25 protein-coding genes are annotated in these 26,787 nt (G+C 31.4%); 23 read left to right on the top strand and 2 right to left on the bottom strand.

Translation table 11 applies throughout. The features are described 5' to 3' along the window. Positions 1 to 284 precede the first annotated feature (284 nt). On the top strand, positions 285 to 2,834 hold the full coding sequence (locus RSA29_RS16325; RefSeq protein WP_346943820.1) for a calcium-translocating P-type ATPase, PMCA-type: 2,550 nt from the start codon (positions 285 to 287) through the stop codon (positions 2,832 to 2,834). Between the two features lie 164 nt (positions 2,835 to 2,998). On the opposite strand, the gene RSA29_RS16320 is transcribed toward RSA29_RS16325, so the two are convergent. Further along, on the bottom strand, positions 2,999 to 3,430 hold the full coding sequence (locus RSA29_RS16320) for a hypothetical protein (protein WP_346943821.1): 432 nt from the start codon (positions 3,428 to 3,430) through the stop codon (positions 2,999 to 3,001). Between the two features lie 208 nt (positions 3,431 to 3,638). Here RSA29_RS16320 and RSA29_RS16315 point away from each other — a divergent pair, with 208 nt between their 5' ends. Continuing rightward, positions 3,639 to 5,930, top strand: coding sequence for an AAA family ATPase (locus RSA29_RS16315; RefSeq protein ID WP_346943822.1), 2,292 nt, complete (start codon positions 3,639 to 3,641; stop codon positions 5,928 to 5,930). Positions 5,931 to 5,972: 42 nt separating this feature from the next. Here the strand turns inward: RSA29_RS16315 and ychF are convergent, their stop codons facing one another. Beyond that, a complete protein-coding gene (ychF, locus tag RSA29_RS16310) occupies positions 5,973 to 7,070 on the bottom strand; it encodes a redox-regulated ATPase YchF (protein ID WP_346933229.1) in 1,098 nt (365 codons plus the stop codon). A 444-nt stretch (positions 7,071 to 7,514) separates the two neighbouring features. Between ychF and rsmH the strand changes: the two genes are divergently transcribed. From rsmH to RSA29_RS16205, 21 genes are all read left to right on the top strand, one after another. After that, a complete protein-coding gene (rsmH, locus tag RSA29_RS16305; RefSeq protein ID WP_346943823.1) occupies positions 7,515 to 8,447 on the top strand; it encodes a 16S rRNA (cytosine(1402)-N(4))-methyltransferase RsmH in 933 nt (310 codons plus the stop codon). Between the two features lie 27 nt (positions 8,448 to 8,474). Further along, on the top strand, positions 8,475 to 8,972 hold the full coding sequence (locus tag RSA29_RS16300; RefSeq protein ID WP_346933231.1) for a hypothetical protein: 498 nt from the start codon (positions 8,475 to 8,477) through the stop codon (positions 8,970 to 8,972). Positions 8,973 to 8,989: 17 nt separating this feature from the next. Then, complete coding sequence (locus RSA29_RS16295) at positions 8,990 to 11,185, top strand: stage V sporulation protein D (RefSeq protein WP_346933232.1); 2,196 nt, start codon at positions 8,990 to 8,992, stop codon at positions 11,183 to 11,185. Positions 11,186 to 11,320: 135 nt separating this feature from the next. Further along, complete coding sequence (locus RSA29_RS16290) at positions 11,321 to 12,769, top strand: UDP-N-acetylmuramoyl-L-alanyl-D-glutamate--2,6-diaminopimelate ligase (RefSeq protein WP_346943824.1); 1,449 nt, start codon at positions 11,321 to 11,323, stop codon at positions 12,767 to 12,769. Beyond that, the gene (murF, locus tag RSA29_RS16285) at positions 12,770 to 14,140 is read left to right on the top strand and encodes a UDP-N-acetylmuramoyl-tripeptide--D-alanyl-D-alanine ligase (RefSeq protein WP_346943825.1); all 1,371 of its coding nucleotides are present in this window, start codon (positions 12,770 to 12,772) and stop codon (positions 14,138 to 14,140) included. It begins immediately after the preceding gene. Positions 14,141 to 14,153: 13 nt separating this feature from the next. Beyond that, the gene (mraY, locus tag RSA29_RS16280; RefSeq protein ID WP_346933235.1) at positions 14,154 to 15,110 is read left to right on the top strand and encodes a phospho-N-acetylmuramoyl-pentapeptide-transferase; all 957 of its coding nucleotides are present in this window, start codon (positions 14,154 to 14,156) and stop codon (positions 15,108 to 15,110) included. Positions 15,111 to 15,131: 21 nt separating this feature from the next. Further along, the gene (spoVE, locus tag RSA29_RS16275) at positions 15,132 to 16,241 is read left to right on the top strand and encodes a stage V sporulation protein E (RefSeq protein ID WP_346933236.1); all 1,110 of its coding nucleotides are present in this window, start codon (positions 15,132 to 15,134) and stop codon (positions 16,239 to 16,241) included. Between the two features lie 291 nt (positions 16,242 to 16,532). After that, positions 16,533 to 17,333, top strand: coding sequence for an FtsQ-type POTRA domain-containing protein (locus RSA29_RS16270; protein ID WP_346943826.1), 801 nt, complete (start codon positions 16,533 to 16,535; stop codon positions 17,331 to 17,333). Between the two features lie 73 nt (positions 17,334 to 17,406). Then, positions 17,407 to 18,126 (top strand): DUF881 domain-containing protein, encoded by a 720-nt coding sequence (locus RSA29_RS16265; RefSeq protein WP_346933238.1) that lies wholly within the window; start codon positions 17,407 to 17,409, stop codon positions 18,124 to 18,126. A gap of 26 nt (positions 18,127 to 18,152) precedes the next feature. Next, a complete protein-coding gene (locus RSA29_RS16260) occupies positions 18,153 to 18,494 on the top strand; it encodes a DUF1290 domain-containing protein (RefSeq protein WP_346933239.1) in 342 nt (113 codons plus the stop codon). 13 nt (positions 18,495 to 18,507) lie between these two features. Next, positions 18,508 to 19,221, top strand: a complete 714-nt coding sequence (locus RSA29_RS16255; protein WP_346943827.1) for a DUF881 domain-containing protein — start codon at positions 18,508 to 18,510, stop codon at positions 19,219 to 19,221. A 100-nt stretch (positions 19,222 to 19,321) separates the two neighbouring features. Next, positions 19,322 to 19,987: a YggS family pyridoxal phosphate-dependent enzyme gene (locus RSA29_RS16250; protein WP_346933241.1), complete on the top strand. Its 666-nt coding sequence runs from the start codon at positions 19,322 to 19,324 to the stop codon at positions 19,985 to 19,987. An 18-nt stretch (positions 19,988 to 20,005) separates the two neighbouring features. Further along, on the top strand, positions 20,006 to 20,461 hold the full coding sequence (gene sepF, locus RSA29_RS16245) for a cell division protein SepF (RefSeq protein WP_346933242.1): 456 nt from the start codon (positions 20,006 to 20,008) through the stop codon (positions 20,459 to 20,461). 92 nt (positions 20,462 to 20,553) lie between these two features. Beyond that, a complete protein-coding gene (locus tag RSA29_RS16240; RefSeq protein WP_346943828.1) occupies positions 20,554 to 21,330 on the top strand; it encodes a YlmH/Sll1252 family protein in 777 nt (258 codons plus the stop codon). A gap of 15 nt (positions 21,331 to 21,345) precedes the next feature. Then, positions 21,346 to 21,939, top strand: coding sequence for a DivIVA domain-containing protein (locus RSA29_RS16235; RefSeq protein WP_346933244.1), 594 nt, complete (start codon positions 21,346 to 21,348; stop codon positions 21,937 to 21,939). A 195-nt stretch (positions 21,940 to 22,134) separates the two neighbouring features. Further along, positions 22,135 to 22,827 (top strand): 5'-methylthioadenosine/adenosylhomocysteine nucleosidase, encoded by a 693-nt coding sequence (locus RSA29_RS16230; protein ID WP_346943829.1) that lies wholly within the window; start codon positions 22,135 to 22,137, stop codon positions 22,825 to 22,827. Between the two features lie 10 nt (positions 22,828 to 22,837). Next, positions 22,838 to 23,638, top strand: a complete 801-nt coding sequence (gene aroF / locus RSA29_RS16225) for a 3-deoxy-7-phosphoheptulonate synthase (RefSeq protein ID WP_346943830.1) — start codon at positions 22,838 to 22,840, stop codon at positions 23,636 to 23,638. Positions 23,639 to 23,659: 21 nt separating this feature from the next. Next, positions 23,660 to 24,112, top strand: a complete 453-nt coding sequence (gene lspA, locus RSA29_RS16220) for a signal peptidase II (protein WP_346943831.1) — start codon at positions 23,660 to 23,662, stop codon at positions 24,110 to 24,112. Beyond that, positions 24,112 to 25,026, top strand: a complete 915-nt coding sequence (locus RSA29_RS16215; RefSeq protein ID WP_346943832.1) for an RluA family pseudouridine synthase — start codon at positions 24,112 to 24,114, stop codon at positions 25,024 to 25,026. The genes lspA and RSA29_RS16215 overlap by 1 nt, the downstream gene beginning before the upstream one ends. A gap of 12 nt (positions 25,027 to 25,038) precedes the next feature. Then, positions 25,039 to 25,584 (top strand): bifunctional pyr operon transcriptional regulator/uracil phosphoribosyltransferase PyrR, encoded by a 546-nt coding sequence (gene pyrR, locus RSA29_RS16210; RefSeq protein ID WP_346933249.1) that lies wholly within the window; start codon positions 25,039 to 25,041, stop codon positions 25,582 to 25,584. Positions 25,585 to 25,598: 14 nt separating this feature from the next. Then, on the top strand, positions 25,599 to 26,714 hold the full coding sequence (locus tag RSA29_RS16205) for a class I SAM-dependent RNA methyltransferase (protein WP_346943833.1): 1,116 nt from the start codon (positions 25,599 to 25,601) through the stop codon (positions 26,712 to 26,714). Positions 26,715 to 26,787 lie beyond the last annotated feature (73 nt).

Below are 26,787 nucleotides of genomic sequence, written 5' to 3'. Positions count from 1 at the left end.
AAAAACCTTCTTTCGTATTAACTTATATATATAGATATTTTAAATGTTAAATTCAGTTATGTAAAGCTAAATCTTTCATATCTTCAGGGTATGCTACATATATTTTATGGAAAGCTTGTTTAATAAGGGAAGCTTGGTTTTAGTGGGATTTTATAACAATTGCAGCTAAGCTAACTTATCCATGGATAGATACCTTTACACATCTGTAGAAGGTTAGATTTAGGGTGTATATCCGTGGGATGAACTTTACAGAATAAGTAATAAAATATAGAGGGGGAAAAAATGTGAGCGCAAATGAATATCGCGGTTTATCTACAAATGAGATTGAAGATAGGCTTAAGGAGTATGGGTTAAATGAATTGCAGGGAAAAAAATCTGTGTCACCAATTAAGATATTTCTATCTCAATTTAATGATGTGATAATTTGGATTTTAATGGTAGCTACTTTAATATCAGGTGTAATGGGAGATAAGGCAGATGCCATAACAATTTTAATTATTGTTATTATGAATGCAGTTTTAGGATTTGTTCAGGAGTATAAGACAGAAAAATCCCTAGAACAATTAAAAAAGCTTTCATCACCGACGGCTAAGGTTATAAGGAATGGTAAAATTGAAGTAATTAATTCTATCTATTTAGTGCCTGGAGATTTAGTAATACTAGAAAGTGGAGATAGGGTACCAGCTGATAGCATTTTGGTAGATGGAAATAATTTAATGATGGATGAATCCCTTCTTACAGGTGAGTCCGTTGGGGTGCATAAAACCTCAGAGGATAACAATAATAGTATATTTATGGGGACTATTGTACTTATGGGCAAAGGAAAGGCCAAGGTCTATGGAACTGGAATGAATACTGAGATGGGGAAAATAGCTAACATGCTACATTCTATTGAAGATGAACCCTCTCCACTAAAGGAAAGATTAAATTCATTAGGAAAGGTTTTAGTTGTACTTTGTCTTGCTATATGTACTGTAGTAACATTGCTAGGTATATATAGGGGTGAAAATATATATGATATGTTTTTATCAGGAGTTAGTCTTGCAGTAGCTGCAATTCCAGAGGGGTTATCTGCTATAGTAACAGTTGCGCTCGCGCTTGGTGTTTCTAGAATGCTTAAGAGAAATGCTCTAGTTAGAAAATTACCAGCAGTTGAAACCTTAGGGTGTACATCTGTTATATGCAGTGATAAAACTGGTACGTTAACAGAGAATAAAATGACGGTAACTGCACTTCTTCATAATGGAAAAGTCCAGGATGTGGAAGAGGGGAAAAGTTTTGAACATGATATGTTAAGAAAGATATTTGTGTATTGTAATGATTGTAATTATAACTACTCAGAGGCTTATATTGAAAAGGCATTAATGGGAGATCCTACAGAAACTGCTCTTATAAAGGGGTTTTTCAAGAAAACTAGTGATGTAGAGATTTTTAACAATAAAGTTCAAAGAGTTTTTGATATACCTTTTGACTCTACACGAAAAATGATGACTGTAATCATTAAGGACAAGGTGTCAAAAAAAGAGGTTTGTTATGTAAAGGGAGCTCCAGAGAGAATTCTTGATAAATGTTCTTATATATTAGTTAATGGTAGAATTGAACCAATAACAACACCTTATAGAAAAAGTGTGGAGAGGCTTATTGATGATATGTCTTTTAAAGCTTTAAGATGTATTGCTGGAGCCTATAGAGATGAAAATCTTATAAAGGGCGAAAAGGTGGAAAGTAATTTAATCTTTGTAGGTGTAGCAGGAATTATTGATCCACCAAGGAAAGAAGTTAAGGATGCTGTGCTTAGGTGTAGAGTAGCGGGAATTAGGCCAGTTATGATAACAGGAGATCATAAAAATACAGCCTTTGCTATAGGGAAAGAGTTGAATATATGTAGCGAAAATAAGGAAGTAATTACAGGTGAAGAGCTTGATCGAATAAGTGATAAAGAATTAGAAAAATCCATAGACACTTATAGAATATTTGCAAGGGTTAGTCCAAAACATAAGCTAAGAATAGTACGAGCGTTTAAAAGCAAAAACAACATAGTGGCAATGACTGGGGATGGAGTTAATGATGCACCAGCAATTAAAGAAGCGGATATAGGGATAGCCATGGGTATATCCGGAACAGACGTAACTAAAGAAGCAGCATCTATGATACTTTTAGATGATAATTTTGCTACTATTGTAACAGCAGTAGAGGAAGGCAGGGTTATATATGATAACATTAGAAAGTTTATAAGATATCTTTTATCGTGTAACTTAGGTGAAGTATTAACAATGTTTTTGGCTTCTTTATTTTATCTAGAAGTTCCGTTACTACCTATTCAAATATTATTTGTTAACTTAGTTACAGATGGACTTCCAGCTATAGCTCTTGGAGTTGATCCAGCAGATAAAAATATTATGTATGAAAAACCAAGAGAAAAGGGAGAAAGTGTTTTTGCAAGGGGGCTTAAAGAAAAGATATTAATTAGAGGTTCATTAATTGGTATATGTACGGTACTTGCATTTTTAGCAGGGAAGTATTATGGATACAATCTTGAAACTTGTAGGACTTTAGCCCTTGGAACATTAATAACTTCTCAGCTAATTCATGTATTTGAATGTAGAAGTGAAAAATATTCATTGTTTGAAATTAATCCTTTTACAAACTTATATTTAATTGGGTCAGTAATGGTTTCGATAATAGCGCTCTTACTAATAATTTATTTGCCAGTATTTCAAGCAATATTCCACACAACACCTATTAATATAGGTCAATGGGCTATAGTTATATTTTTCTCAGGTATAATATCATTCATAAATAGTATAGCTATATTTGTAGGAAATAAATTCTAGTAAGTTAAGGTGTTTTAAATGATTTTTAGAGTATTACATTATTGGCTTGTGATCTATAGGTGAAATATAAATGTATAAATTAAATTTCAAAGCTAATTAAACCCTACCTTAAATTAAGTCGTTAACAAATGAAAAAACAGCTTCCTAAATTAGGAAGCTGTTTTTTATTTGAAGCGTTTGTCTTGTCTTACTCTTTGAACTTTTTTAGAAGCACCTTCAACAGGCACTAAATCTCTTTTGGTAGTAAGGTTCATAACATTCATAATAGAAATATATTCTTTTAACTTTTTCTTTTTCTTTTTCTTTTTAGAGAAATCGGGTTTTAAACCTTGAATAATTAAAGAATTTCCTTGAGATATAGGAATAAATAGTGGTTTTTTAAACCATCTCTTTTTCTTATAAACGCAAGTTGCTATAGTTCTAACATTATCTTGCTTTATAACTATAGTTACTATGATAGTGTTTAAAATTCCAAGGAGAGACTTTGTTTCTGTTTTTACAGATAATGCTCTTCCTTGAAGTTGTGTTACTCTGTCACCATACTTTCCAATAAATGCATCTTTATAACCTTGTGATAATTTGTCTTTAAATCCCATATGAATAACTCCTTTACATGAAGAATAATAGCTACGTATAATATTAGGTTACTTCTTTTAATATCATAATATATACTAACAGTATTATATAATAATTAATTTATTATAACAAGTTTTAAAATTATATTTAGTATTTTTTGCATTTTTGTTCCAAAAAACATTTTTCAGGAATATTAATATATTAAACAATTTTATATAGGAGGACAGTATGAAAAAAGTTTTAAAACCTGAAGAAGTTTTATATGATTTTAATATTAGCAATAATGAAAAAATAGAAGGCGAATTTGTTTTACCACAATATATGGCTGCTTACAAAACAATAAAAACTTCACTGCTTTTAGATAAGGATGGATATAACATTTATCTAGTAGATGAATTTTGTAAAAATAGAATAAGTCATATTATTAGTTATGTGGAACACATATTTAAGGATAAAAGTTCTGCAGGTGATATATGCTATGTAGTAAAAGAGGAACCGAAAGAACCGATTCCCATAGCTGTAAATAATGGTTATGGAAACAAGTTAAAGGCTGTCCTAGATAAAGTGCAAGACTTTTATGCTGACAATGTGTTTAAATTCTATAATGGACTTGATAATAAGGAGAAAGAGGAACTGATTTCGATTATCAAGGATAGGAGAAGTAAAATAGTTGGTGAGCTAATAGATATGTCTAAAAGCTTTGGGTTTGATATAAAAACTAGTGGTGAAGCATTTACGTTTATTCCTTTGAATATGGGGAGAGAGATGACAGAAGATGAGTATGATGACCTAGCAGAGGATGAAAAAAGTAAAATAACAAATAGTATAAATGAACTTAAAATAAGTGCCAATGATATATTAGAAAAGCTCAGAAATATGAAGGATGATGAGATAAATAGAATCAGGGAAATTATGCAAAGTTTTTTTGAAGAAGAAATGAAAAGTCTAAAGAAAGAAATAAAAAAAATTCTTCAGAAGGATAAATCAGCTATGGAATATATTAGTTATGTAATTAAATCAATTGAAACTAACCTCAAGGATAACTATTCTATAAGCTATGAAGATGATGAAGCAACCATAAAGGAAATTATATATAAGTATGATATAAATGTGGTTGTAGATAATTCAAAGTTGCGATTTCCTCCTGTGATTTTTGATGATGACCCTAGTGTCTCTAATTTAATTGGAACTATTGAATATGAAAATCATAATAATGTATATGTGTCTACTATAAGGTCCATAAAGGTCGGTAGCTATGCAAGGGCAAATGGCGGTTGTCTTATTATAAGGGCAAGTAGTATTTTAAGTAATCCTCAATCATATCATTACTTGAAAAAATGTTTAATTACAGAAAAAGTAGATTTAGATTACAATAGAGGGTATTTAGAGTTATTTACATTAGGAAATCTAAAGCCAGTTCCTATGAAAATTAATACGAAGGTAATAATTATAGGTGACTATGAAACCTATGATGCTCTATATAACTATGATAAAGAATTTAAAACCATATTTAAGATGAGGGCTGAATACAAAGGTATGTTACAGTGTGATGATGAAAATAAGGCTATTTTAATGAAAGAAATCGACGAATTCGTAAAATCTAATGACATTAAAAATATTACATTTAGCGGGACTAGAGAAATTGCCAAATTCTTAGCTAGAAAAGCCGAAAATAGAAATAAAATCTATTTTGATTATGATGAAATTTCAAATCTATTATTATTAGGTAATCAAAGAGCTTTAGAAGAAGAAAGGGAGTTTATCGACGGTAAAGATATAGAAAATGTAGCTTATAAGAAAGAAATTATAGAAGACGAGTATTTAAATCTTTATGAAGATGGTAGAATACTAATTGATGTTAAAGGGAGCAAGGTAGGACAAATTAATGGGTTATCAGTTATAGATACAGGGTATACAAGTTTTGGAAAACCTGTGAGAATAACTTGCACATGTTTTAATGGCGATGGAAAAATCATTGATGCTCAAAGGGAATCTAATCTTAGTGGTAAAATTCATACTAAAGGAATTAGTGTCTTGAAGGGGTATATTAACAATCTTAATGGAGGATATAAGAAGCTTCCAGTGGATTTTAATTTAAGTTTTGAACAATTATATGGGGTAATTGATGGTGATAGCGCATCGGTTGCAGAAGCTGTATGTATTGTATCTGCGCTTTGTAAAATTCCTATAAAGCAGAATATTGGCATAACCGGTTCAATAAATCAATTTGGTCAGGTTCAGGCAATAGGTGGAGTAAACGAAAAAATAGAGGGATTCTTTTCTGTGTGCAAAATTATGGGAAATATCAACAATAAGGGTGTAATAATTCCATTGTCAAACAAAGAAGACTTGGTTTTATCAACTGAAGTTGAGAAGGCCATAGTTGATGGGGAGTTTACTATATATACTGTTGAAAATGTAGCGGATGCTATGGAAATAATTTATGACGTTGATGGAATAAATTATCAAGGTGTAATAGAATTAATTAATAAAGAGTGTGAAGCTTATCCAACGGAGTAAATAAAATAGTGGCTATCTCAAATTGAGATAGCCACTATTTTGCTATACGTTAAATCTAAAGTTAACAACATCTCCATCTTGCATTATATATTCTTTTCCTTCTAATCTATAGAAGCCTTTTTCTTTAGCAGCAGATTCAGATCCACATTCTTCTAATTTATCGAAAGATATAACTTCTGCACGGATAAATCCACGTTCTATATCACTATGAATTTTACCAGCAGCAGCAGGAGCTTTTGTGCCTATTTTAATTGTCCAAGCTCTAATTTCTTGAGGTCCGGCTGTTAAATAACTCATTAATCCAAGCAACTTATAGCTAGCATGAATTAATTTATCAAGACCAGATTCAGTAAGACCGTACTCACCAAGTAAATCTTTTTTCTCATCATCCTCTAAAGTAGAAAGTTCTTCTTCGAGTTTTGCACATACGATTATGATTTGAGAGTTTTCAGATGCAGCATAATCTTCAACTAGTTTTACCATGTCGTTTTCTCCGCCACATTCCATTAAATCATCTTCACTTACGTTACATGCATATAATACTGGTTTAGAAGTAATTAAAAATAAGCTTTTTATAAATTCAGCTTCGTCTTCAGTAGCTTCTAAAGTTCTAGCTGGTTTGTTATCTTCAAGCTGAGCCTTAACTCTTTCCATAATTGCATATTCAGTTTTAGCAACCTTATCTCCAGAACGTACTAGTTTAAGTGATTTTTCCATCCTTCTCTCAAGAACTTCTAAATCAGAGAAAATTAATTCTAAATTAATTGTTTCGATATCTCTAATAGGAGATATTGAACCTTCTACGTGAACAATATTTTCATCATTAAAGCATCTAACTGTGTGAACTATTGATTCAACTTCTCTGATATGAGATAAGAATTTGTTTCCAAGGCCTTCACCCTTACTTGCTCCTTTAACGAGGCCTGCTATATCGTAAAATTCTATAGCTGTATGGATTTGTTTTTTTGAGTTATATAATTTCTGGAGTACATCAAGACGGCTGTCAGGAACACTAACAACTCCAATGTTTGGTTCTATAGTACAGAATGGGTAGTTAGCTGATTCTGCTCCAGCCTTTGTAATAGCGTTAAATAAAGTACTTTTTCCTACGTTAGGTAAACCTACAATTCCTAATTTCATAAAGTATTCGTCCTTTCTATGTTAAACCCTTGAGTTTATTACTTGAAAATCTAATCTTTTAAATTATACTCTAGCGAAGACGTAATTTCAATAATTCTACAAAGAACATTGAAAATAAGTTTAAAAATATTGAAATATAAAACGATAATGTATTAAAATGTAATAATTTTCACTATTAGGTTTAATACTTGCGTTATTATTGTAAATTTGTTTAAAAAAATTAACATATTTAGTTAAGTTTTAAAAGGAATTTATATAAACGCATAGAATTATTTATGGTACAATGGTAAATGCAATATAAATAGATGCTAATGCTAATACAAATGAAATTTATATTAAGTGGATTTAAGATTTTAACAGTTTGAAGGATTAATAATAATGAATTGAAGTAATACTTTAAATGATAGAATGAATCCTAAGTATAAAAATGAAGGAGATTGAAAGATGGAATTTAAACACTATTCAGTAATGCTTAATGAATGTATAGACATGTTAGATATTAAAGAAGATGGTATATATGTAGATTGTACTTTAGGGGGGGCAGGACATTCAAGTGAGATATTAAAGAAACTTTCACCAAGGGGTAGATTGATTGGAATAGATCAGGACCAGGACGCACTGAAGGCTGCAAAAGAGAAGTTGAAGGATTTTCCTAATGTTACATATGTACATAATAATTTTTATAATATAAAGGATATATTGAAGGAACTTGGAATAGAGAAAGTTGATGGTATACTTATGGATCTTGGAGTGTCATCTTATCAACTAGATCAAGGTGAAAGGGGCTTCAGTTATATGAAGGAAGCAGCCCTTGACATGAGAATGAATAGAGAAGAAATATTTTCTGCATATAATGTTGTAAATGAGTACAGTGAGGAAGAATTGTATCGAATATTAAAGGAGTATGGAGAAGAAAAATTTTCTAAGCGAATTGCTGCTAAAATTGTAGAATTGAGAGAGATTAAACCTATAGAAACTACGCTAGAGCTTGTAAAGATTACAGATGGATGTATACCAGGTAAATTTAAAAGAGAAGGTGGACACCCAGCTAAAAGAACATTCCAAGCTATAAGAATAGAAGTAAATAGAGAGTTAAGCATCCTAAATAAAACTATTGAAGATGGTATAGAAGCATTAAATGCTGATGGTGTAATGGCTATTATAACTTTCCATTCGTTAGAAGATAGAATTGTAAAAATGAAATTTAGAGATTTAACAGATCCATGTAAATGTCCAAAGAACTTACCAATGTGTGTATGTGGTAAGTTGCCTATAATTAGGCTTGTTAATAGAAAACCAATAGAGGCAACAGAGGAAGAACTTGAAAATAATTCAAGAAGTAGAAGTGCAAAATTGAGAGGATGTAAAAAGATTTAGTTCTAAAAACTATATGGGGGTAGTAGAATGTTAGTAGAAAATACAAAAAATGCCACTGATGGAACCAGTGCTTTAGCACCACAGATTAACCCGATACCTAAAGAACGGGAAAAAAGTCCCGCAAAACAAAGTCCAGCCAGAGAAGCCTTAAAACAAACAAGAAGATTAAAAGTTCTAAAGTTTTTAAAGCTTAACAGTTATATTTTAGCTGGTGGGTTAGTTGGAGTTATACTGGTTTCAAGATATAGTGTTATTTATAAAAATCAAAAGGAAATAATAACATTACAAGATAATATAAGTGTTATTAAGGAAGAAAGTGAAAATTTAAGTATTAAACTACTGGGGTTCAACAATATTGCTTACATAGAAGAAGTAGCAACTAAGGAATTAAAGATGATAAAACCCAAGACGGTTGATGCAGTATATTGCGACTTAAATGCAATTCAACCAATCGCGGTAGAGAACAGCGAAGATGGAAAAGGGGATAGATTGATAAGCAGAATAAAAAAAATATTTTTTAATTAGTTAGAGAGGTATTTGTAGTGGCAAAAAATTATTTTGTTGATAAGGTATTGATGAAAAAGAGGATGATAATTTCCGTGATGTGTGCAGTTTTAATTTTCACGGTATTAACAGTAAGATTAGGATATGTTATGTTTGTTAAGGAATCAACATATAAATCACTGGCCACGCAGCAATGGACTAGCGATGTTAAGATAAATGCTAAAAGGGGTAAACTACTGGATAGAAACGGTAGAGAACTTGCAGTAAGTGCAAATGTATATAGAGCAGATTTAGACTTAAATACACTCAGAAGTGATATAGCAGAGAATGGGATGACTATGGAGGAGATTGCGGCTGCTTTAGCGCCTATAGTTGAGATTGAAGAACCTAAGGTATTAGAAATTTTAACAAAGCCACTTCCAAATGGTAACCTACGAGGTTCTGCTATTTTAAAGAGACGGATTGAAAAAGATGCGACGGATGCAATTAGAGCATTTGCTAAGGAAAAAAATATAAATGGTATAGTAATATCGCCAGATACAAAAAGATACTATCCTAATGGAAACTTTGCATCACATATACTCGGACATACAAACTCAGATGGTGAAGGGCTTACAGGACTAGAGTTATACTATAATAAATATTTGGCTGGAGTTCCAGGAATAAAAATTGCTGAAATAGACCAAAAAAGTGAAGGGTTACCATATACAATTTCAGAATTCACAGAGCCTATTGATGGCAGAGATGTAATTACAACTATTGATGAAAATATACAATACTTTGCAGAAAAACTAGCGCAAGAGGCTTTAGTGGATAACGAAGCAAAGGCAGTATCTGTAATGGTAATGGACCCTAATAATGGTGAAATACTTGCTATGGCCAATAAACCTGACTATAATCCAAATAGTCCATGGCCGGAGAATGTACCAGATGATCAAATACAACAGCTTTGGAGAAACAGATTAGTTAGTGATGCTTATGAACCAGGGTCCATATTTAAGGTTATTACAGCTACAGCAGCAATAGAAAAGGGTGTAGTTAAGCCGACAGATACATTCAATTGTGGAGGAGCACTTACAATAGGAGGAAGAACTATTCATTGTTGGAAGACTACGGGACATGGACCATTGGATTTTGAAGGTATTATCAAAAATTCATGTAACGTTGGATTTATGACACTTGGAGAGAGATTAGGGGCAGAAAATCTTAATGAGTACATTAAAAAATTTGGATTGGGAGAAAAGACAGGTATTGATTTACCTGGAGAATCCAAAGGTATTGTTAAGGCTACAAAGGATATTTCAGTTACAGATCTTGCAACTATATCTTTTGGACAAAGTAATACAACTACGGGTATTCAGTTTATGAGAGCATATAATGCAATCGCAAATGGTGGATATTTAATTACACCACATCTTATGAGAGAAATTGTTCATTACGATAAGGATAACAATTTAATGATAGATGAGTCTTATAAAATTGATAAAAAAGAAGTTTTTTCTCCAGCTTCAATGGCGGAAATGAGAGCACATTTAGAAGCTACAGTAAGTAGTGGTGGTGGATCAAAGGCTAAAATAGATGGATATAGAATAGCTGGTAAAACGGGTACGGCACAAAAAGTTGACCCTATTAATGGTGGATACGCAAATGGAAAATATTTAGCATCTTTTGCAGGTATGGCACCTGCGGATAATCCTAAGTATACAGTTTTTGTATCTATAGATGAACCAAATCCTTCACTATACTATGCAGGTCAAATTGCAGCACCGGTTGGTCAGAAGCTATTTAATGATTTATTTAATTATAGTGAGATGAAACCTCAGGGTAGTTATATGGAAGTTGATGAAAGTTTAAAGAAGGACGTCATAGTTCGAGAAGTTAGAGGATTATCTGTTGCAGAAGCAAAGAAAGAAATTACAGCTGCAGGACTTAAAGTTAAAATAGAGGGCAGTGGTAATACTATTACTGATATAAATCCAAAGCCAGGGTTTACCATGAAGGAAGGTAAGGAAATAATTCTTTATGCAGGACAGAGTGCTAGTGATGGTGATATAGTAGTAATTCCAGACTTGAAGGGATTTACAAAAGAATCGATACAAAAACTCTTTAATGATTTAGGTCTAAAAGGTGAATTTGTAGGAGATGGTTTAGTTGTAGAACAAAGTGTGGTTGGAGGTCAGGAAATTAAAAAAGGCACTACAATAACATTCCAACTAGGCACATTAGCAGACTAGATATAAGTTATCCGGTAGTTACAGTTTGACTTGTGCTACCGGATTTTGTATGCTATAAGAGGCTTTTAAATACTAGGATGTGATGATTGTCTAGTATTAAATATAATATAAGATTTAATAAGGATGTGATTTGTCATGATGATAAAAGATTTATTAAAAGGTGTAGAATACTCCATATTACAAGGTGATGATAGTCTAATAGTAAATGAACTTCAGTATGATAGTAGGAAAATATCAATTGGAGATATGTTTTTTGCCATTGGTGGCTTTAATGTAGATGGTCATAGTTTTGTACCTAAAGCTATAGAAAGTGGAGCTAAGGTCATAGTTATAGAAAAGGAAATTTCCATGATTGATGGTATAACATATATAAAAGTTGAAAGTGGAAGAAAAACGTTAGCTATGGCAGCAACGAATTTTTATAATAATCCAAGTGGTAAAATGAAGATTATTGGGATCACAGGTACAAATGGAAAAACTACTTCAGCATTTATGTTGAAGGCTATTCTGGAGGCTAAAGGATATAAAGTAGGACTTATAGGAACTATTGCAAATTTTATTGGAAGTGAAAGAATTCATACAGAAAAAACTACACCAGAATCACTAGAACTTCAAAAATTGTTTAATGAAATGGTTGATAAGAAAATGGACTACTGTGTTATGGAGGTTTCATCTCATTCTTTAGAGCTAGATAGAGTATTTGGAATTGAATTTTCACAGGGGATGTTTACGAATTTAACTCAGGATCATTTAGATTTCCATAAAACTTTTGAAAATTATTTTAATGCTAAATGTAAGTTATTCAATATGAGTAAGAGTTCAATAGTGAATATAGACGATGCTTATGGAATAGAATTGTTAAATAAGATAGACTCTAAGGTTACAACTTACTCAATAGAAGCGGAAAGTGATTTAATTGGGAAAAACATAGAACTTAAAGCTACAGGAATAGGATTTAAGGTGAAGGTTCATGGGGAAAGTTATGATTTAAATCTATCAATACCAGGAAAATATAATGTTTATAATGCATTAGGATGCATTGGGGTAGCTTTAGGAGAAGGTCTAGATATGGACACTATTTTAAAAGGACTTGCTAATGTAACGGTGCCAGGAAGATGTGAGAATTTAACACTTGGATTTAATCTAGGTTTCCAAGTTATTAGGGATTATTCGCATACTCCTGACAGTCTTAAAAATATATTGGAAAATCTTAGAGAATTGACAGTGGGTAAATTAATTTGTATTTTTGGTTGTGGTGGGGATAGAGATAAAACCAAAAGACCTATTATGGGTAAAATTGGAACAGACCTTAGTGACATAGCTATAATAACTTCAGATAATCCAAGAAGTGAGGATTCATATGTAATTCTTGAGGATATTAAGGCTGGAGTAGAAAAACATAATTATCAGCTTATTGAGAATAGACGGGATGCTATTAAAACAGCATTACTTATAGCAGAAAAAGGCGATATTATTGTAATTGCAGGTAAGGGACATGAAACTTACCAAATACTTAAAAATGAAACTATTCACTTTGATGAGAAGGAAGTTGTGGAAGAACTAATTGAGGAGTTGAAGCTATAGATGGAAACTATAAAACTTAGTGAGATTGTAAGTGCTATAGATGGAAAAATTCTAGTCAAGGGAAAAAAAGATGGGTTTTCAAAGGTTATAATAGATAGCAGGAAGATTTCAAAGGGGGATATATTCTTTGCTATTAAGGGAGAAAATTTTGATGGTCATGGATTTGTAAATGTTGCAGTAGAAAATGGAGCAGAGCTTTGCATTGTTCATGAAGATGAAGAATATAAGAACTTAAATGAAGGTGTATCTATAATTTTAGTTCAGGATACAAAGAAAGCATTATTAGATTTAGCGTCTTACTATATTGATACTTTAGATATAAAAGTAGTTGGAATTACAGGCTCTACAGGGAAGACTTCAACTAAGGATTTAATAGCAGCGGCTCTTAGTAAAAAATATAAAGTTTTTAAAACAGCAGGGAATTTTAATAATGATATTGGTCTTCCACTGATGATATTTAACCTTGATAGTAGTTATGAAGTTGCAATTTTGGAGATGGGAATGAGTAATCTAGGTGAAATTGAAACCTTGACAAAAGTTGCAAAACCAAGTATTGGTGTCATAACGAATATAGGTACTTCTCATATGGAGAATTTGAAAAGTAGAGAGAATATTTTAAAGGCGAAGCTTGAAATTGCAACTAATTTTGGAAGTGAAAATATTTTAATTATTAACGGCGACAATGATATGCTTTATAATCATGAGTCCGATAAATATAAAATTGTAAAAATTGGTATAGAAAATGATTATAATTTCAAGGCTTGTAGAATAATTATAGATAAGGACCGTATTGAGTTTGGTGTGATGGAAGATGAAGAAGAAATTAACATGACTATTAAGGTGCCAGTTCCAGGGAAGCATAATGTGCTTAATTCTTTACTAGCAATAGCAGTGGCAAGAAAACTAAAGGTGAGTTATCAGGATATACAAGAAGGGATGAAAAATTTAGAAGCTACATCCATGAGACTGGACGTAATAAACTTTAAAGATTATGTGATAATAAATGATGCATATAATGCAAGTCCAGATTCTATGGAAGCGGCACTAGAGGTTTTAAAAACTTATGAAGGTAGAAAAGTTGCAGTGCTAGGTACTATGAAGGAATTAGGAGAACAGTCAGACGTCGCACATAGAAGAGTAGGAGAATACGCAAAATCAAGTGGAATTGATATGCTTATAACGCTTGGTGAGTATAATAAGGAATTTGAAATAGGTTATGGAAATAATAATTTTGCTTCCTTTGAATCTATGAATGAATTAATAGGATTTCTTGAAAAAAGTTTAAAACCAGGAGATGTTATACTTCTAAAAGCATCTAGATCAATGAAGTTTGAAAATATAATTAAAGAATTACAAAAGAAAAATATATAGGGAGGGATGGAATATGAGTAAATTAATATATTCTGTTTTAGTGGCATTTTTAGTAGCATTTTTAATTGCACCTTTTATAATACCAGCACTGCGTAGTTTTAAGTTTGGACAAAACATAAGAGATGATGGACCACAAAGCCATCTTAAAAAGCAAGGAACCCCAACTATGGGTGGGATAATATTCATTTTAGCTACATGCATTACCATGATAGTGATGGTGAGAAATCCACATGATGAAGCTATGCTTGCACTTTATGCACTTTTAGCTTTTGGAGCGATTGGGTTTTTAGATGATGCACTAAAAATAATTAAAAAGAAAAATGAAGGTTTGAAAAGTTATCAAAAGATGATACTTTTAATTGTAGTATCTGTAGTATTTGGATATTATGCATCAAGTAGAATCGGAACTGATATAATGATCCCTTTTGTAGGAGCAAAAACTTTAAATTTAGGAATATTCTTTATACCATTTATAGTAGTGTATTTTGCAGCAGTAACGAATGCTGTTAATCTTACGGATGGATTAGATGGACTTTGTAGTTCGGTAACCCTTTTAGTAATGACATTTTTTGCTCTTGTGAGTTTTGGAATGGAATACTATACATTAGCTATGTTTTGTGCTATTTTAGCAGGATCTATACTTGGATTTTTGAAATATAATTCATACCCGGCACAGATATTTATGGGAGATGCAGGCGCGCTAGCACTTGGTGGCGCTATTGGAGCCATAGCTATGATATTAAAGCTTGAGTTAATAGTAATTATAGTTGGTGGAATATATGTAATTGAAACTTTATCTGTAATTATTCAAGTTACATCATTTAAGTTAACTGGGAAGCGCGTATTTAAAATGGCACCAATTCATCATCATTTCGAGTTAAAGGGGTGGCATGAAAGTAAAATAGTAGCAGTGTTTTCTATTATTACAGTTCTGCTATGTCTAATAGGATTCCTAGCTATTACTTACTAAAATACAGTAGGAGGAATTAAGATGAAAAAACCCAAAATGAAATTGGGAGATATAGACTTTATGCTATTTGCTGTGATTGTTATGTTGGTTACAATCGGAGTTGTAATGGTTTATAGTGCAAGTTCTTACTTTTCGGCATTTAAATATGATGATGCTGAATACTTTTTATGGAAACAACTTCAATGGGCAGCTATTGGTTTTGTTGGAATGATAATGACCTTGAATATTGATTATCATAAGTATAAAAAATTTACAAAGATTTTGATGGTGTTAACATTTGTTGCTCTATGTATGGTGTTTCTATTCGAACCTGTAAAAGGAGCGCAACGTTGGATTAGGTTAGGAGGAGCATCCTTTCAACCTTCAGAAATTGCAAAATATGTAGTGGTATTGTTTGTAGCAAAAAACATATCTAATAATACTCAAAATATAAAGAAGTTTTGGAAAGGTGTAGTACCTAATCTTCTATTTGCGGGATTTATAGCTGGAATGATACTATTAGAGAAAAATCTTAGTATAGCTACGGTTACAATGTTAGTTACTGTAATTATGTTATTTGTAGCGGGAACTAAGCTTTCACATATGGGAGTTTTAGCGGGAGGCGTTGGTGCTTTAGGAGCCACATTTATTTTGATTGAGCCTTATAGGATGACTAGGCTACTTAACTTCACTAATCCATGGAATGACTCTCAAGGTGCTGGATATCAACTTGTACAGTCACTATTAGCATTAGGATCAGGTGGGCTTATAGGAGTAGGTATAGGACAATCGAGACAAAAGTGTTTTTATATACCAGAACCTCATAATGATTTTATATTATCAGTTATAGGAGAAGAATTAGGGTTTATAGGGGTTGCATTTATAATAATTTTGTTCATATTATTTTTATGGAGAGGTGTTATTGCGGCGTCTAAGGCTAAGGATATGTATGGATCATTATTAGCCACAGGTATAACATCAGTTGTAGTATTTCAAGCATTGATTAATATTGCTGTTGTTACAGGGTCTATGCCAGTAACAGGGGTGCCATTACCATTTATAAGCTATGGAGGGTCTTCGTTAGTAATAAATATGATATTTATGGGTATACTTCTGAATATCACAAGGCAAAACAATAAAAAATCTGCATAATAATACGGCTAAAAGATACTTTTGTATTTTTTAGCCGTATTATTTGATTTAAATTAACAATTGAAATAAATTTTTTAGTGGTTTTAAGGGCTGAAGTAGATAGAGTTAATTTGAGCATATGTATTAAAATTATTCTATAAATAGTTTAGAGGATAAAGATTGGTGGTAGATAAATTTGTGAAATATTAAATTATATTTTAGAAATATTAATATAATTGTAATGAATTTGTCACGTAAAAATGTTATCATATTGTTGTATCTATAAGTATAGGGAAGTTTGAGGATTTGATTATGGCTAAAAATATTAAACAGAGTTATGGGAATTATATTATTGATAATAAAGAGAGTATATTGAGAAAAAAGAAAAGAATAATAATGATTAAGAAGAGCATTTTGTTACTGATAGTGTTAATGTCAATTCTTATAACATTAGCATTTACTTTGCCAAACTTTAATTTGTCTGAAATTACAGTTACAGGTATAGTAAATTTGTCAGAAGAAAGTGTTAAGTCAAGTATAAATATTGAGAATGATATAAATATATTTAAAATTAGAACGAATAAGATAGAGAAGGAGTTATTAGAAAATCCATATATATTAAGTTCTAAGGTGAAAAGAAAATATCCTAATAAAATTTCAGTGAATGTAGAAGAGCGGAAAGTAGTGTACTATACTGAAATTGGCGGCGGTTATTATATTATTGATGACGGTGGAACTGTTTTAGAAAAGAAAGAAAATATAGATGGATTAAATCTCCTTAGATTAGAAGGCATAGAAGAAGCTGCACTGAAGCTAGGCGAACCTATTCAAAATATAGAGTCGGAAAAATTGTCAGCACTATGCAATATTTATGAGTTTTTAGAAAAAAATGAATTTTTTACTAAATATAATATTAAAAAGGTAGAAATTAATGATTTTATTGATATGAAAATATATGTAAATGAAGCGTATATAAAGTTAGGGACAGCTAAAGATATGAATGATAAAATTGCAAAGGCCTTCAGTATATTAAGTGCACCAGAAATGATGGATTTTAAGGGATATATTGATGTAAGTTTTGATGGTAATCCAGTTGTATATAGAGAAGAATAGTTTAAGTTTACTATATATAATGGTGTGAAATATAATGGTGTGAAGGTTTAAAGAAGTTAAGGAGGTAAAATTAGTGAAAAAACTTATTGCAAAATTAAGTGTTGGATTTATATTTCTAATGTTCGGATTTGTTATGATAACTCAACTTAATACTATAGATAAACAAAATACAGTATCTAAAGATAGCAGCTTAAGTCCTGAAATATTGATTGAAAATGAACAACTAAAAAAACAAAAGGAAGAATTAGAAGCTAAAATAGACGAACTTATGGTAAAGTCTGAAGAATATGAGAATGCAGCAGCAGGTAAAACAGATGAAAGTTCAGTACTACTAGAAGAACTTCAACAAACTAGATTAAGAGCTGGGCTTATGGACGTACAAGGTCAAGGTATTATTATGTATATTACACCTAAAACTAATTTATTTGGTACTCAGGAACAAGGATATCCTATTAGTGACTACGATTTATTAGCAATAGTAAATGAACTTTACGCTGCAGGGGCAGAGGCTGTATCTGTAAATGATATAAGGCTTGTGGGCAATAGTGGTATAAGAGCATCGGGTAAAGACATACGTGTTAATAATGTAAGGATTTCTCCTAATGAACGTGTAACGATAAAGGCAATAGGAAGTAAATCGGTCCTTTTTGGAGCAATGGATTTTAGAGGTAACATACCAGAATCTCTTCGTAACCGTTGTGATGTTACTTATGATATGAAGGATTTAGTGAGCATTAAAAAAGACACTAAGCCAGCTGAATATAAATATATAACAGAATCAACAAAAAAATAGAACTAATTTAAACTAGGGGTGATTAAATGATTGCATTAATAGGACTTATAATTGGGGTTATATTAGGAGTTGCGTTTAACCTAAATTTCCCACTTAGATTGTCACCATATATATCAGTAGCAATATTTGCGTGTATAGATTCTACATTTGGTGCCATTAGGGCAAGCTTGAATAAAGATTTTAGGTCGGACATATTTGTGTCAGGATTTTTTGGAAATGCATTCTTAGCTGCAGGTATGGTGTATTTAGGAGATAAACTGGGTATACCTGTATATATTGCAGCTATTATTATATTTGGGCAAAGGATATTTACAAACTTTGCAGTTGTGAGAAGAATGCTTATGGAAAGAATAAAAATACATCATTGAGGAGAAATTTTGTATGAGAGTTAATGAGGCCAATATATTTTTGTTTATAGCAACGATAATCATTGGGGTTTTAATATCTATGAATATAAATTTAACTGGACAAACAAAATTTTTAGATGTAGAACAATATAAAAAGGCCTATGATGAAAGAACTAAGATACAAACAGAAATAAGAAATTTAGAGGAAGAATATGATAAAATAAGTAGTAAAATAGAAAAATATGAAAATGTTAATAAGCCTAGTGCTGCGGTTATTGGTGAAATACGCAAGGAGCTAGATAAAAATAGATTAATACTTGGGTCGTCAGTGGTAATTGGGGATGGCGTTAAAATAACATTAAATGATGCACCGGAGGTTCGGTTTGGTGGTAAATATACTAACAATATGCTTATTCATGATAAAGATTTAGTTAAGGTTATTAACGATCTTAGAAATGCTGGAGCTGAGGCCATTGAAGTTAACGGGTATAGAGTCACTCAATCATCGTATGGACTTTGCTCTGGAGCAACTATAGAATTAGATGGTATTAAAATAATTGCACCTTTTTATATCACAGCTATTGGTAATAAAGAGGTTATAGAAGATTATATAGAAAATCAAGAGAATCATATTAAGACGTTAAGGGCCAGAGGTTGCTATGTTGAGAAAGAGTCGGTTTATGATAAAGAGATATCTAAATACAATGCCGATATTTACTCTGAATTTTTAAAACCAAAAGAAAAGTAAAAAAAATTAATATAATTAAAGGTTTTTTTAGTTATATGGAGAATAAAAATAATGTGAATTATATTTTGTGGAATTTACACGTGAGACGGGAGGAATAAATTTGTCTATTGGAGAAAACTTCCTGAAAGTAAAGTCAGAAATACCAGGAGAAGTAACATTAATTTCAGTGTCTAAAACTAGATTAGTAGATGAGATTAAAGAAGTTTATAATTTGGGTGGAAGAGATTTCGGTGAAAATAAAGTTCAAGAATTAATGGATAAATATGAAGAATTACCTAAGGATATACGATGGCATTTAATAGGACATCTTCAAAGAAATAAGGTTAAATACTTAGTTGGACGAGTTTATTTAATACATTCATTAGATAGTGTGAGACTTCTAGAGGAAATTGAGAAACAGTATAGTAAGAGCAATATTACAGCAGAGGTATTAATACAAATTAATATCGGTAGAGAAGAGTCAAAAACTGGTATAATGCTAGAAGATTTAGATGAGCTGATAGAGGCTTGTGAAAAATGTAGCAGTGTAAAGGTAAAGGGGATTATGACTACAATTCCTAAAGGTGATGACGAAAGCTGTAAATATTACTTTGTAAAAACTAAAGAAGTGTATGATAATCTAAATGCTAAGAATTATAAGAATATCTCAATGGATATTCTTTCAATGGGGATGAGTGGGGATTATAAAGTAGCGATGGAAAACGGATCGAATATGGTTCGTATAGGTTCAGGAGTTTTTGGAGAAAGAAATTATAACGAAATATAACGGGAGGAAGGTATTATTATGGAATTTTTTAAAGGTATAGGAAGAATGATGGGATTAGAGGATGAAGATGAGTATGAGGATGATGTAGTTGAAGAAAAATCACAAAATTATGATGAGAGAGATGAAGAGATTGAAATAGAACCCTTCGTTAATAAAAAGCAAAATAAAATAGTGAACATTCATACAGCATCTTCTTCAAAAGTTGTAATTAGTAAGCCTACAAATTATGATGAGGGGCAAATTATTGTAGATAATTTAAAATCAAGAAGAATTGTAATAGTGAATTTAAATGGAGTAGAGCCTAAAGAAGGACAAAGAATACTAGATTTCCTAATTGGTGCAATTTATGCATTAGAAGGAGGCCTTCAATCAGTGGAGAAGGGTGTGTTTATACTAACACCATCTAATATTGAGGTAAGTAATGAACTAAAGAATGAACTTACCAATAAAGGCATATTCAGCTCGTTTAAATAAATTAGGAATTAAAAATTATGAATTATAAAATGAAAATTGAAGATTATAGTTGATTAATTTTTAATTTTGAAAGAGCGTAAGGTAGATGAGTTATGGATAAAAAAACTTTTTTGGATGTATTTAAAGACCATGATAAGAATTATATATCAAGTCTATATGAAGATATAAATCTATGTAGAATCATAGATGGGCATATATACACAAAGGAATTTATTACTCCGGATATCTATATAAATTTAAAAAAGCAAGAAAGTAGAATTGGAGTTTCAATAAATGGAAATGGAGTGTTTACGAATAGTGAAAGAAAAATGTTATGTTTTTCAATGGGAGCTGAAATTCCCAAAAGCTATGGCATTGATATGATTCAAATAACTAATAAATCAAAATTTAAGGATCTTGCCCATAAGGATTTTTTAGGGGCTATTATGTCTTTGGGGATAAAAAGGAGCTTGTTTGGTGATTTAGTAGTAAAGGAAGATTCATGTTTTGTTCCAATATCGGAATCGGTTTCACAATATATAATAGAAAATTTAACTACTATAGGAAATTGTCCCTGTACAATTAAACAAATTGATACAGATAGCGATATTATCCCAGATGTCAGCTTTGAAGATAAAAGTATTATTGCTACATCTCTTAGGTTAGACAATATAATACCAAGCATTTGTAATATATCTAGGGCAAAGGGAACCATATTGATTACAAGTGGAGCTGTTTTATTAAATTATCTTCAATGTGATGTAAAGGATAAGCTAATAGAAATAAATGATACTATCACTATAAGAGGTTTTGGAAAGTATAAATTACATATGATTACTGGAGAAACTGGAAAAGGACGAGTTAAACTACTGATAGGAAAATATATTTAATAAGAGGTGAAGGTTATGAAGATGACGTCTATGGATATAATGAACAAGGACTTTAAGAGAACTATGAGAGGATATAACATGGATGAGGTTGATGAGTTCTTAGAAAAGATTTCAGAGGACTATGAACTGGTATATAAGGAAAATGCTATCCTAAAAGAGAAAATGGATGTTTTTCAAGATAAATTAGACCATTATGCAAAGATGGAAAGCACAATTCAAAGCACTTTATTGTTAGCACAAAATGCTGCAGAACAAGCAAAGGCAAGTTCACAATCTGAGGCAGAATTAATAGTTAGAAATGCAAATGATAGTGCTAAGAGAATTATTGATAAGGCCCATGTTGATGTTTTAAATATTAATGATGAGTTTGATAGAACAAAACAGGAATTTGCTAAATTTAGAAGTAAGTTTAGGAATTTTATAATTACTCAAATGGAAATGTTTGAAGCATTAGAGAAGGATTTTGATAAAAACTATAATATATCAAATGTTATAGAAGATACAAATAAAAATGTAAATTTGAAGGTTGCTTGTGAAAAAGAAGTAGAAGTCTTTGAGTATAACACAGCTGAACTTGAGGATATAAAAAGTTTTTTTGTGGGTAAATAGGAGTTCTTCTGTTTAGAAATATTAGAAATTATATAAATAAATTATTCTAATAAAACTATCTCACTCTTTGAGTGGGATTTTTTTATCCATACAAAAGCTATTGACATATGAGATAACATGTATATGATAATAAGTGTAGATATAGAATAATACTAATACATATGTTAAGAATTAAAGGAATAAAGGAGAGTTAATATGAAAATAGGAATTATAGGAGCTATGGAAGAAGAGGTAAGTTCTTTAATAGCTGATATGAATATAAAGAATAAGACTACAAAGGCAATGATGACTTTTAATGATGGAAGTATTTACAATAAAGAAGTGGTAATTGTTAAGAGTGGTATAGGTAAGGTGAATGCGGCTGTTTGTACTCAAATACTTATAGATGATTTTCATGTAGATGCAGTTATAAATGTTGGAATAGCGGGTGGTATTGGTAAAAATATTTATCCAGGAGATGTAGTTATTGCTACAGACCTTGTGCAACATGATATGGATACTACAAGCTTTGGAGATAAACCAGGACAAATACCAAGGATGGATGTTTTTGATTTTAAATGTGATGAGAACCTTATTGCATGTGCAAAAAAAGCTTGTGAAAATATAACTAATATAAATATATTTACAGGAAGAATAGTATCAGGGGATCAATTTATAGCTGACATAGAAAAAATTAGATGGTTAAAGAGCGAGTTTAATGCAATTTCTTGTGAAATGGAAGGTGCGAGTATAGCACATGTAGCTTATTTAAATAATAAACCTTTTGTTATAATAAGATCTATTTCTGATAATGCTGACAATGGGGCACATATGGATTTTGAGAAATTTACTGATATATCTGTAAAAAATTCGAATCAAATATTACGCTCAATGTTACAATCAATTTAGGTGGTACCTTATGAAGGAAATACTTGCAGATAAAAACAGCGGAGATAGCATCAAAGTACGAATTAAGGATGTTGTAATTGGTGGGGATGAATTAACTTTTATTTCAGGACCATGCGCAGTAGAAGATTATAATAAAATGATGGCTATAGGTAAATCATTAAAAAATCAAGGGGTTCACATGATAAGGGCTGGGGCATATAAACCAAGGACATCTCCCTATGATTTTCAAGGACTTGGACTTGAAGGGCTTAAAATTCTTAAGGCTGTAGGTGATAAGTTTGAATTGCCAGTAGTTTCGGAAGTTATGGATATTAGAGATATAGAAGAGGCTCTTCAGTATGTGGATATGATACAAGTAGGGTCAAGGAATATGTATAACTATACATTTTTAAAGGAATTAGGGAAACTTAAAATCCCTATACTTTTAAAGCGGGGTATAAGTGCCACTATATCAGAATGGGTTTATGCGGCAGAATATATTTTAAAAGAGGGAAATATGAATGTAGTTCTTTGTGAAAGAGGTATAAGAACTTTTGAAACAAGTACTAGAAATACCTTGGATTTAAATTCCGTGGCAATGATAAAAGAAAATTATAGGCTTCCTATAATTGTAGACCCAAGTCATGGAACTGGTAGACGTGAATTAGTTAAACCTATGAGTTTTGCAGCTATTGGAGCTGGAGCGGATGGATTAATTATAGAGAGTCATGTAACGCCGGATAATTCAGTGTCGGATGCAAGGCAAACTATAAATGTAGAAGGATTAAAAGAAATAATGAATAAATGTAATACACTTAAAGGTATATTATAGTATTAGTTGGGGGGAGCCAATTTGAACTTAGCAATTATAATAGTAGTCTTAGGATTAATAGTAGATAGAGTTACAAAGTGGTGGGCATTGAGCTCACTAAAGGGTACAGATGGTATAACGGTTATAAAGAACTTCTTTACCTTTGATTATTTAGAAAATCGAGGAGCAGCCTTTGGAATGCTTCAAAATAAGCAGTGGTTATTTATACTTATTACTATAGCTGTAGTTTCGGGTATGATTTACTATTTGATTAAATATAAACCTAAGTATAAGCTTGTTAGCATTTCTATTGCTATGGTAGTTGCAGGAGCTATAGGAAATCTTATAGATAGAATAGCATATAAATTTGTAGTGGATTTCATTATGGTTCATTACAAGGATATTTACTATTTCCCAACTTTTAATGTAGCAGATATGCTAGTTTGTGTAGGTACATTTTTCTTATTAATATGTATATTGAAGGATGAGATTTAATGGAAATTGAAAAGTATATAATAGATGAAAATAATATGGATAAAAGGTTAGATGTATTTGTAAGTGAAAGTCAAGAAAATATGTCTAGATCTTTTGCACAAGGAATTATTGAAAAAGAGCAAGTTAGGGTTAATGGCAAAGTTAAAAAAAGTAATTATAAGTTGAAATTAAAGGATGAAGTAGTTGTAGAGATAAATGACCCTGTAGAGCTTCAAGTAGAAGCAGAGGATATTTATTTAAATATTTTATATGAGGATAAAGATATCATTGTAATTAACAAGCCTCAAGACATGGTTGTACATCCAGCACCAGGTAACTACACAGGTACTTTGGTAAATGGGCTTCTGTATCATTGTAAAGACTTGTCTGGTATAAATGGAGTTATAAGACCAGGAATAGTTCATAGAATAGATAAAGATACTTCAGGGGTTCTTGTGGTGGCAAAAAATGATAATGCCCATAATTCTTTAGCTGCTCAGTTAAAGGATCACTCTATGAAGAGAACATATTATGCCGTAGTAGAGGGAATAATAAAACAAGATGAGGGAACTATAGTTACCCAAATTGGAAGGCATCCTAATGAGAGAATAAAGATGGCTGTAGTTAATAATGGCAAGGAAGCCATAACTAACTTTAAGGTTTTAGAGAGATTTAAAAATAATACACTAGTGGAATGTAGACTTGAAACAGGTAGAACTCATCAAATTAGAGTGCATATGGCACATCTACATCATCCTCTAGTTGGAGATCAAGTTTATGGACATAAGAAGCAAAAATTCAAACTTCGAGGTCAAGCATTACATGCGAAAAATTTAGGACTTATACACCCAACATCTGGAGAGTATATGGAATTTGAATCTAAGCTTCCACCACACTTTCAAGAGGTATTAGATAAGTTAAGAAAAGAGAATTAAGGAGGAGCTATTATGGAACTTAAGTCCACACTTATGGATGAAAAAGCAATTAAAAGAACTTTAACGAGAATTTCTCATGAAATTATAGAAAAAAATAAGGGTACGGAAAATTTAGTTTTAATGGGAATTAAAAGTAGAGGAGTACCTTTAGCTGAGAGAATCGCTGCACTTATAGATATGTTTGAAGGAACTAGTGTAGAGGTTGGAAGCATTGATATAACTAAATATAGAGATGATATGGAAAAGCCAGAAAGTTTAAAATCACATAACAGCATAGAATTAAGCTCAAATGTTAGTGTAACTGGTAAAAAGATAATACTTGTAGATGATGTTCTATTTACAGGTAGAAGCGTTAGAGCTGCTATAGATGCCATAATAGACCTTGGAAGGCCAGAAATGATTCAACTTGCAGTACTTATAGATAGAGGACATAGAGAACTACCAATAAGAGCTGATTATGTAGGTAAAAATATACCTACATCTAGAAAAGAAGATATATCTGTGGAGTTAATGGAAACAGATGAAAAAGACTTAGTAAGTTTATATGATAATAATTAGGAGAAATAAAATTTATGTATAATATAATTGTAACTACAACCTTCGGAATCGAGGCTATTACAGCTAAGGAACTGAAAAACTTAGGATATGAAGATTTAATAGTAGAAAATGGAAAGATAGTATTTGAAGGAGATGAGATGGATATTGCAATATGTAATATTCATTTAAGAACTGCAGAAAGAGTGTTTATACAAGCTGCTGAGTTCGAAGCAAAATCCTTTGAAGAATTATTTCAAGGTACAAAGAAAGTTGACTGGGGAAATATTATTCCTGTAGATGGAAAGATGCACATAACTGGAAAATCAATTAAATCTACATTACATAGTGTTCCTGATTGCCAATCTATAGTTAAAAAAGCTGTAGTAGAGAAGATGAAAGAAAAATATGACACTAACTGGTTTAGTGAAGAAGGCCCAGTATATAAGATAGAAGTGGGAATTCTAAAGGATAAGGTAACCCTCGCTATAGATACCTCTGGAGTTGGGCTTCATAAAAGAGGTTATAGAGAATATGCAGGAGCTGCACCTTTAAAGGAAACTTTAGCAGCAGCATTAGTTTTAATAGCAAAATTTACTGGAGATGAGCTTTTACTAGATCCATTTTGTGGTTCAGGAACAATTCCTATAGAAGCTGCACTTATCGGTAAAAATATGGCACCAGGAATCAATAGACACTTTGTAAGTGAAACTTGGCCTAATTTTGATAAAGAAATGTGGGAGCAAGTTCGTGATGGTGCTAGAAGAACAATTAATACAAAGGAATTTGTAATTCAAGGATCAGATATTGATGGAAGAGTAATTAGAACAGCTATGGACAATGCAAAAAAAGCAGGAGTAGCTGATTATGTAAACTTCCAAACCCTTGATATGAAGGACGTAAGAAATAGAAAAAAATGTGGTATGATTATAACAAATCCTCCTTATGGAGAACGTTTGTTAGATGAAGATGACATTAGGGCACTTTATAAAAGTTTCGGTAATATGTACTTTTCATTAGATGACTGGTCATGTTATGTCTTAAGTTCCTTTGAGCATTTCCAAAATACCTTTGGTAAGAAAGCTGATAAGAACAGAAAGCTATACAATGGTAGAATACAGTGCTATTACTATCAGTATAATCCCAAAAAATAAAAAAATTACTAATAAAGCAAACGTTGATATGGCATAACACTTAATTCCAATTTCAACAATCTATTTATTATGA

Origin of the sequence: Clostridium sp., assembly GCF_036660475.1 — a bacterium.
GTDB lineage: Bacteria > Bacillota > Clostridia > Clostridiales > Clostridiaceae > Clostridium_J.
Note: the sequence above shows the minus strand (reverse complement) of the source record. Positions and strands in the feature narration are given on the sequence as shown.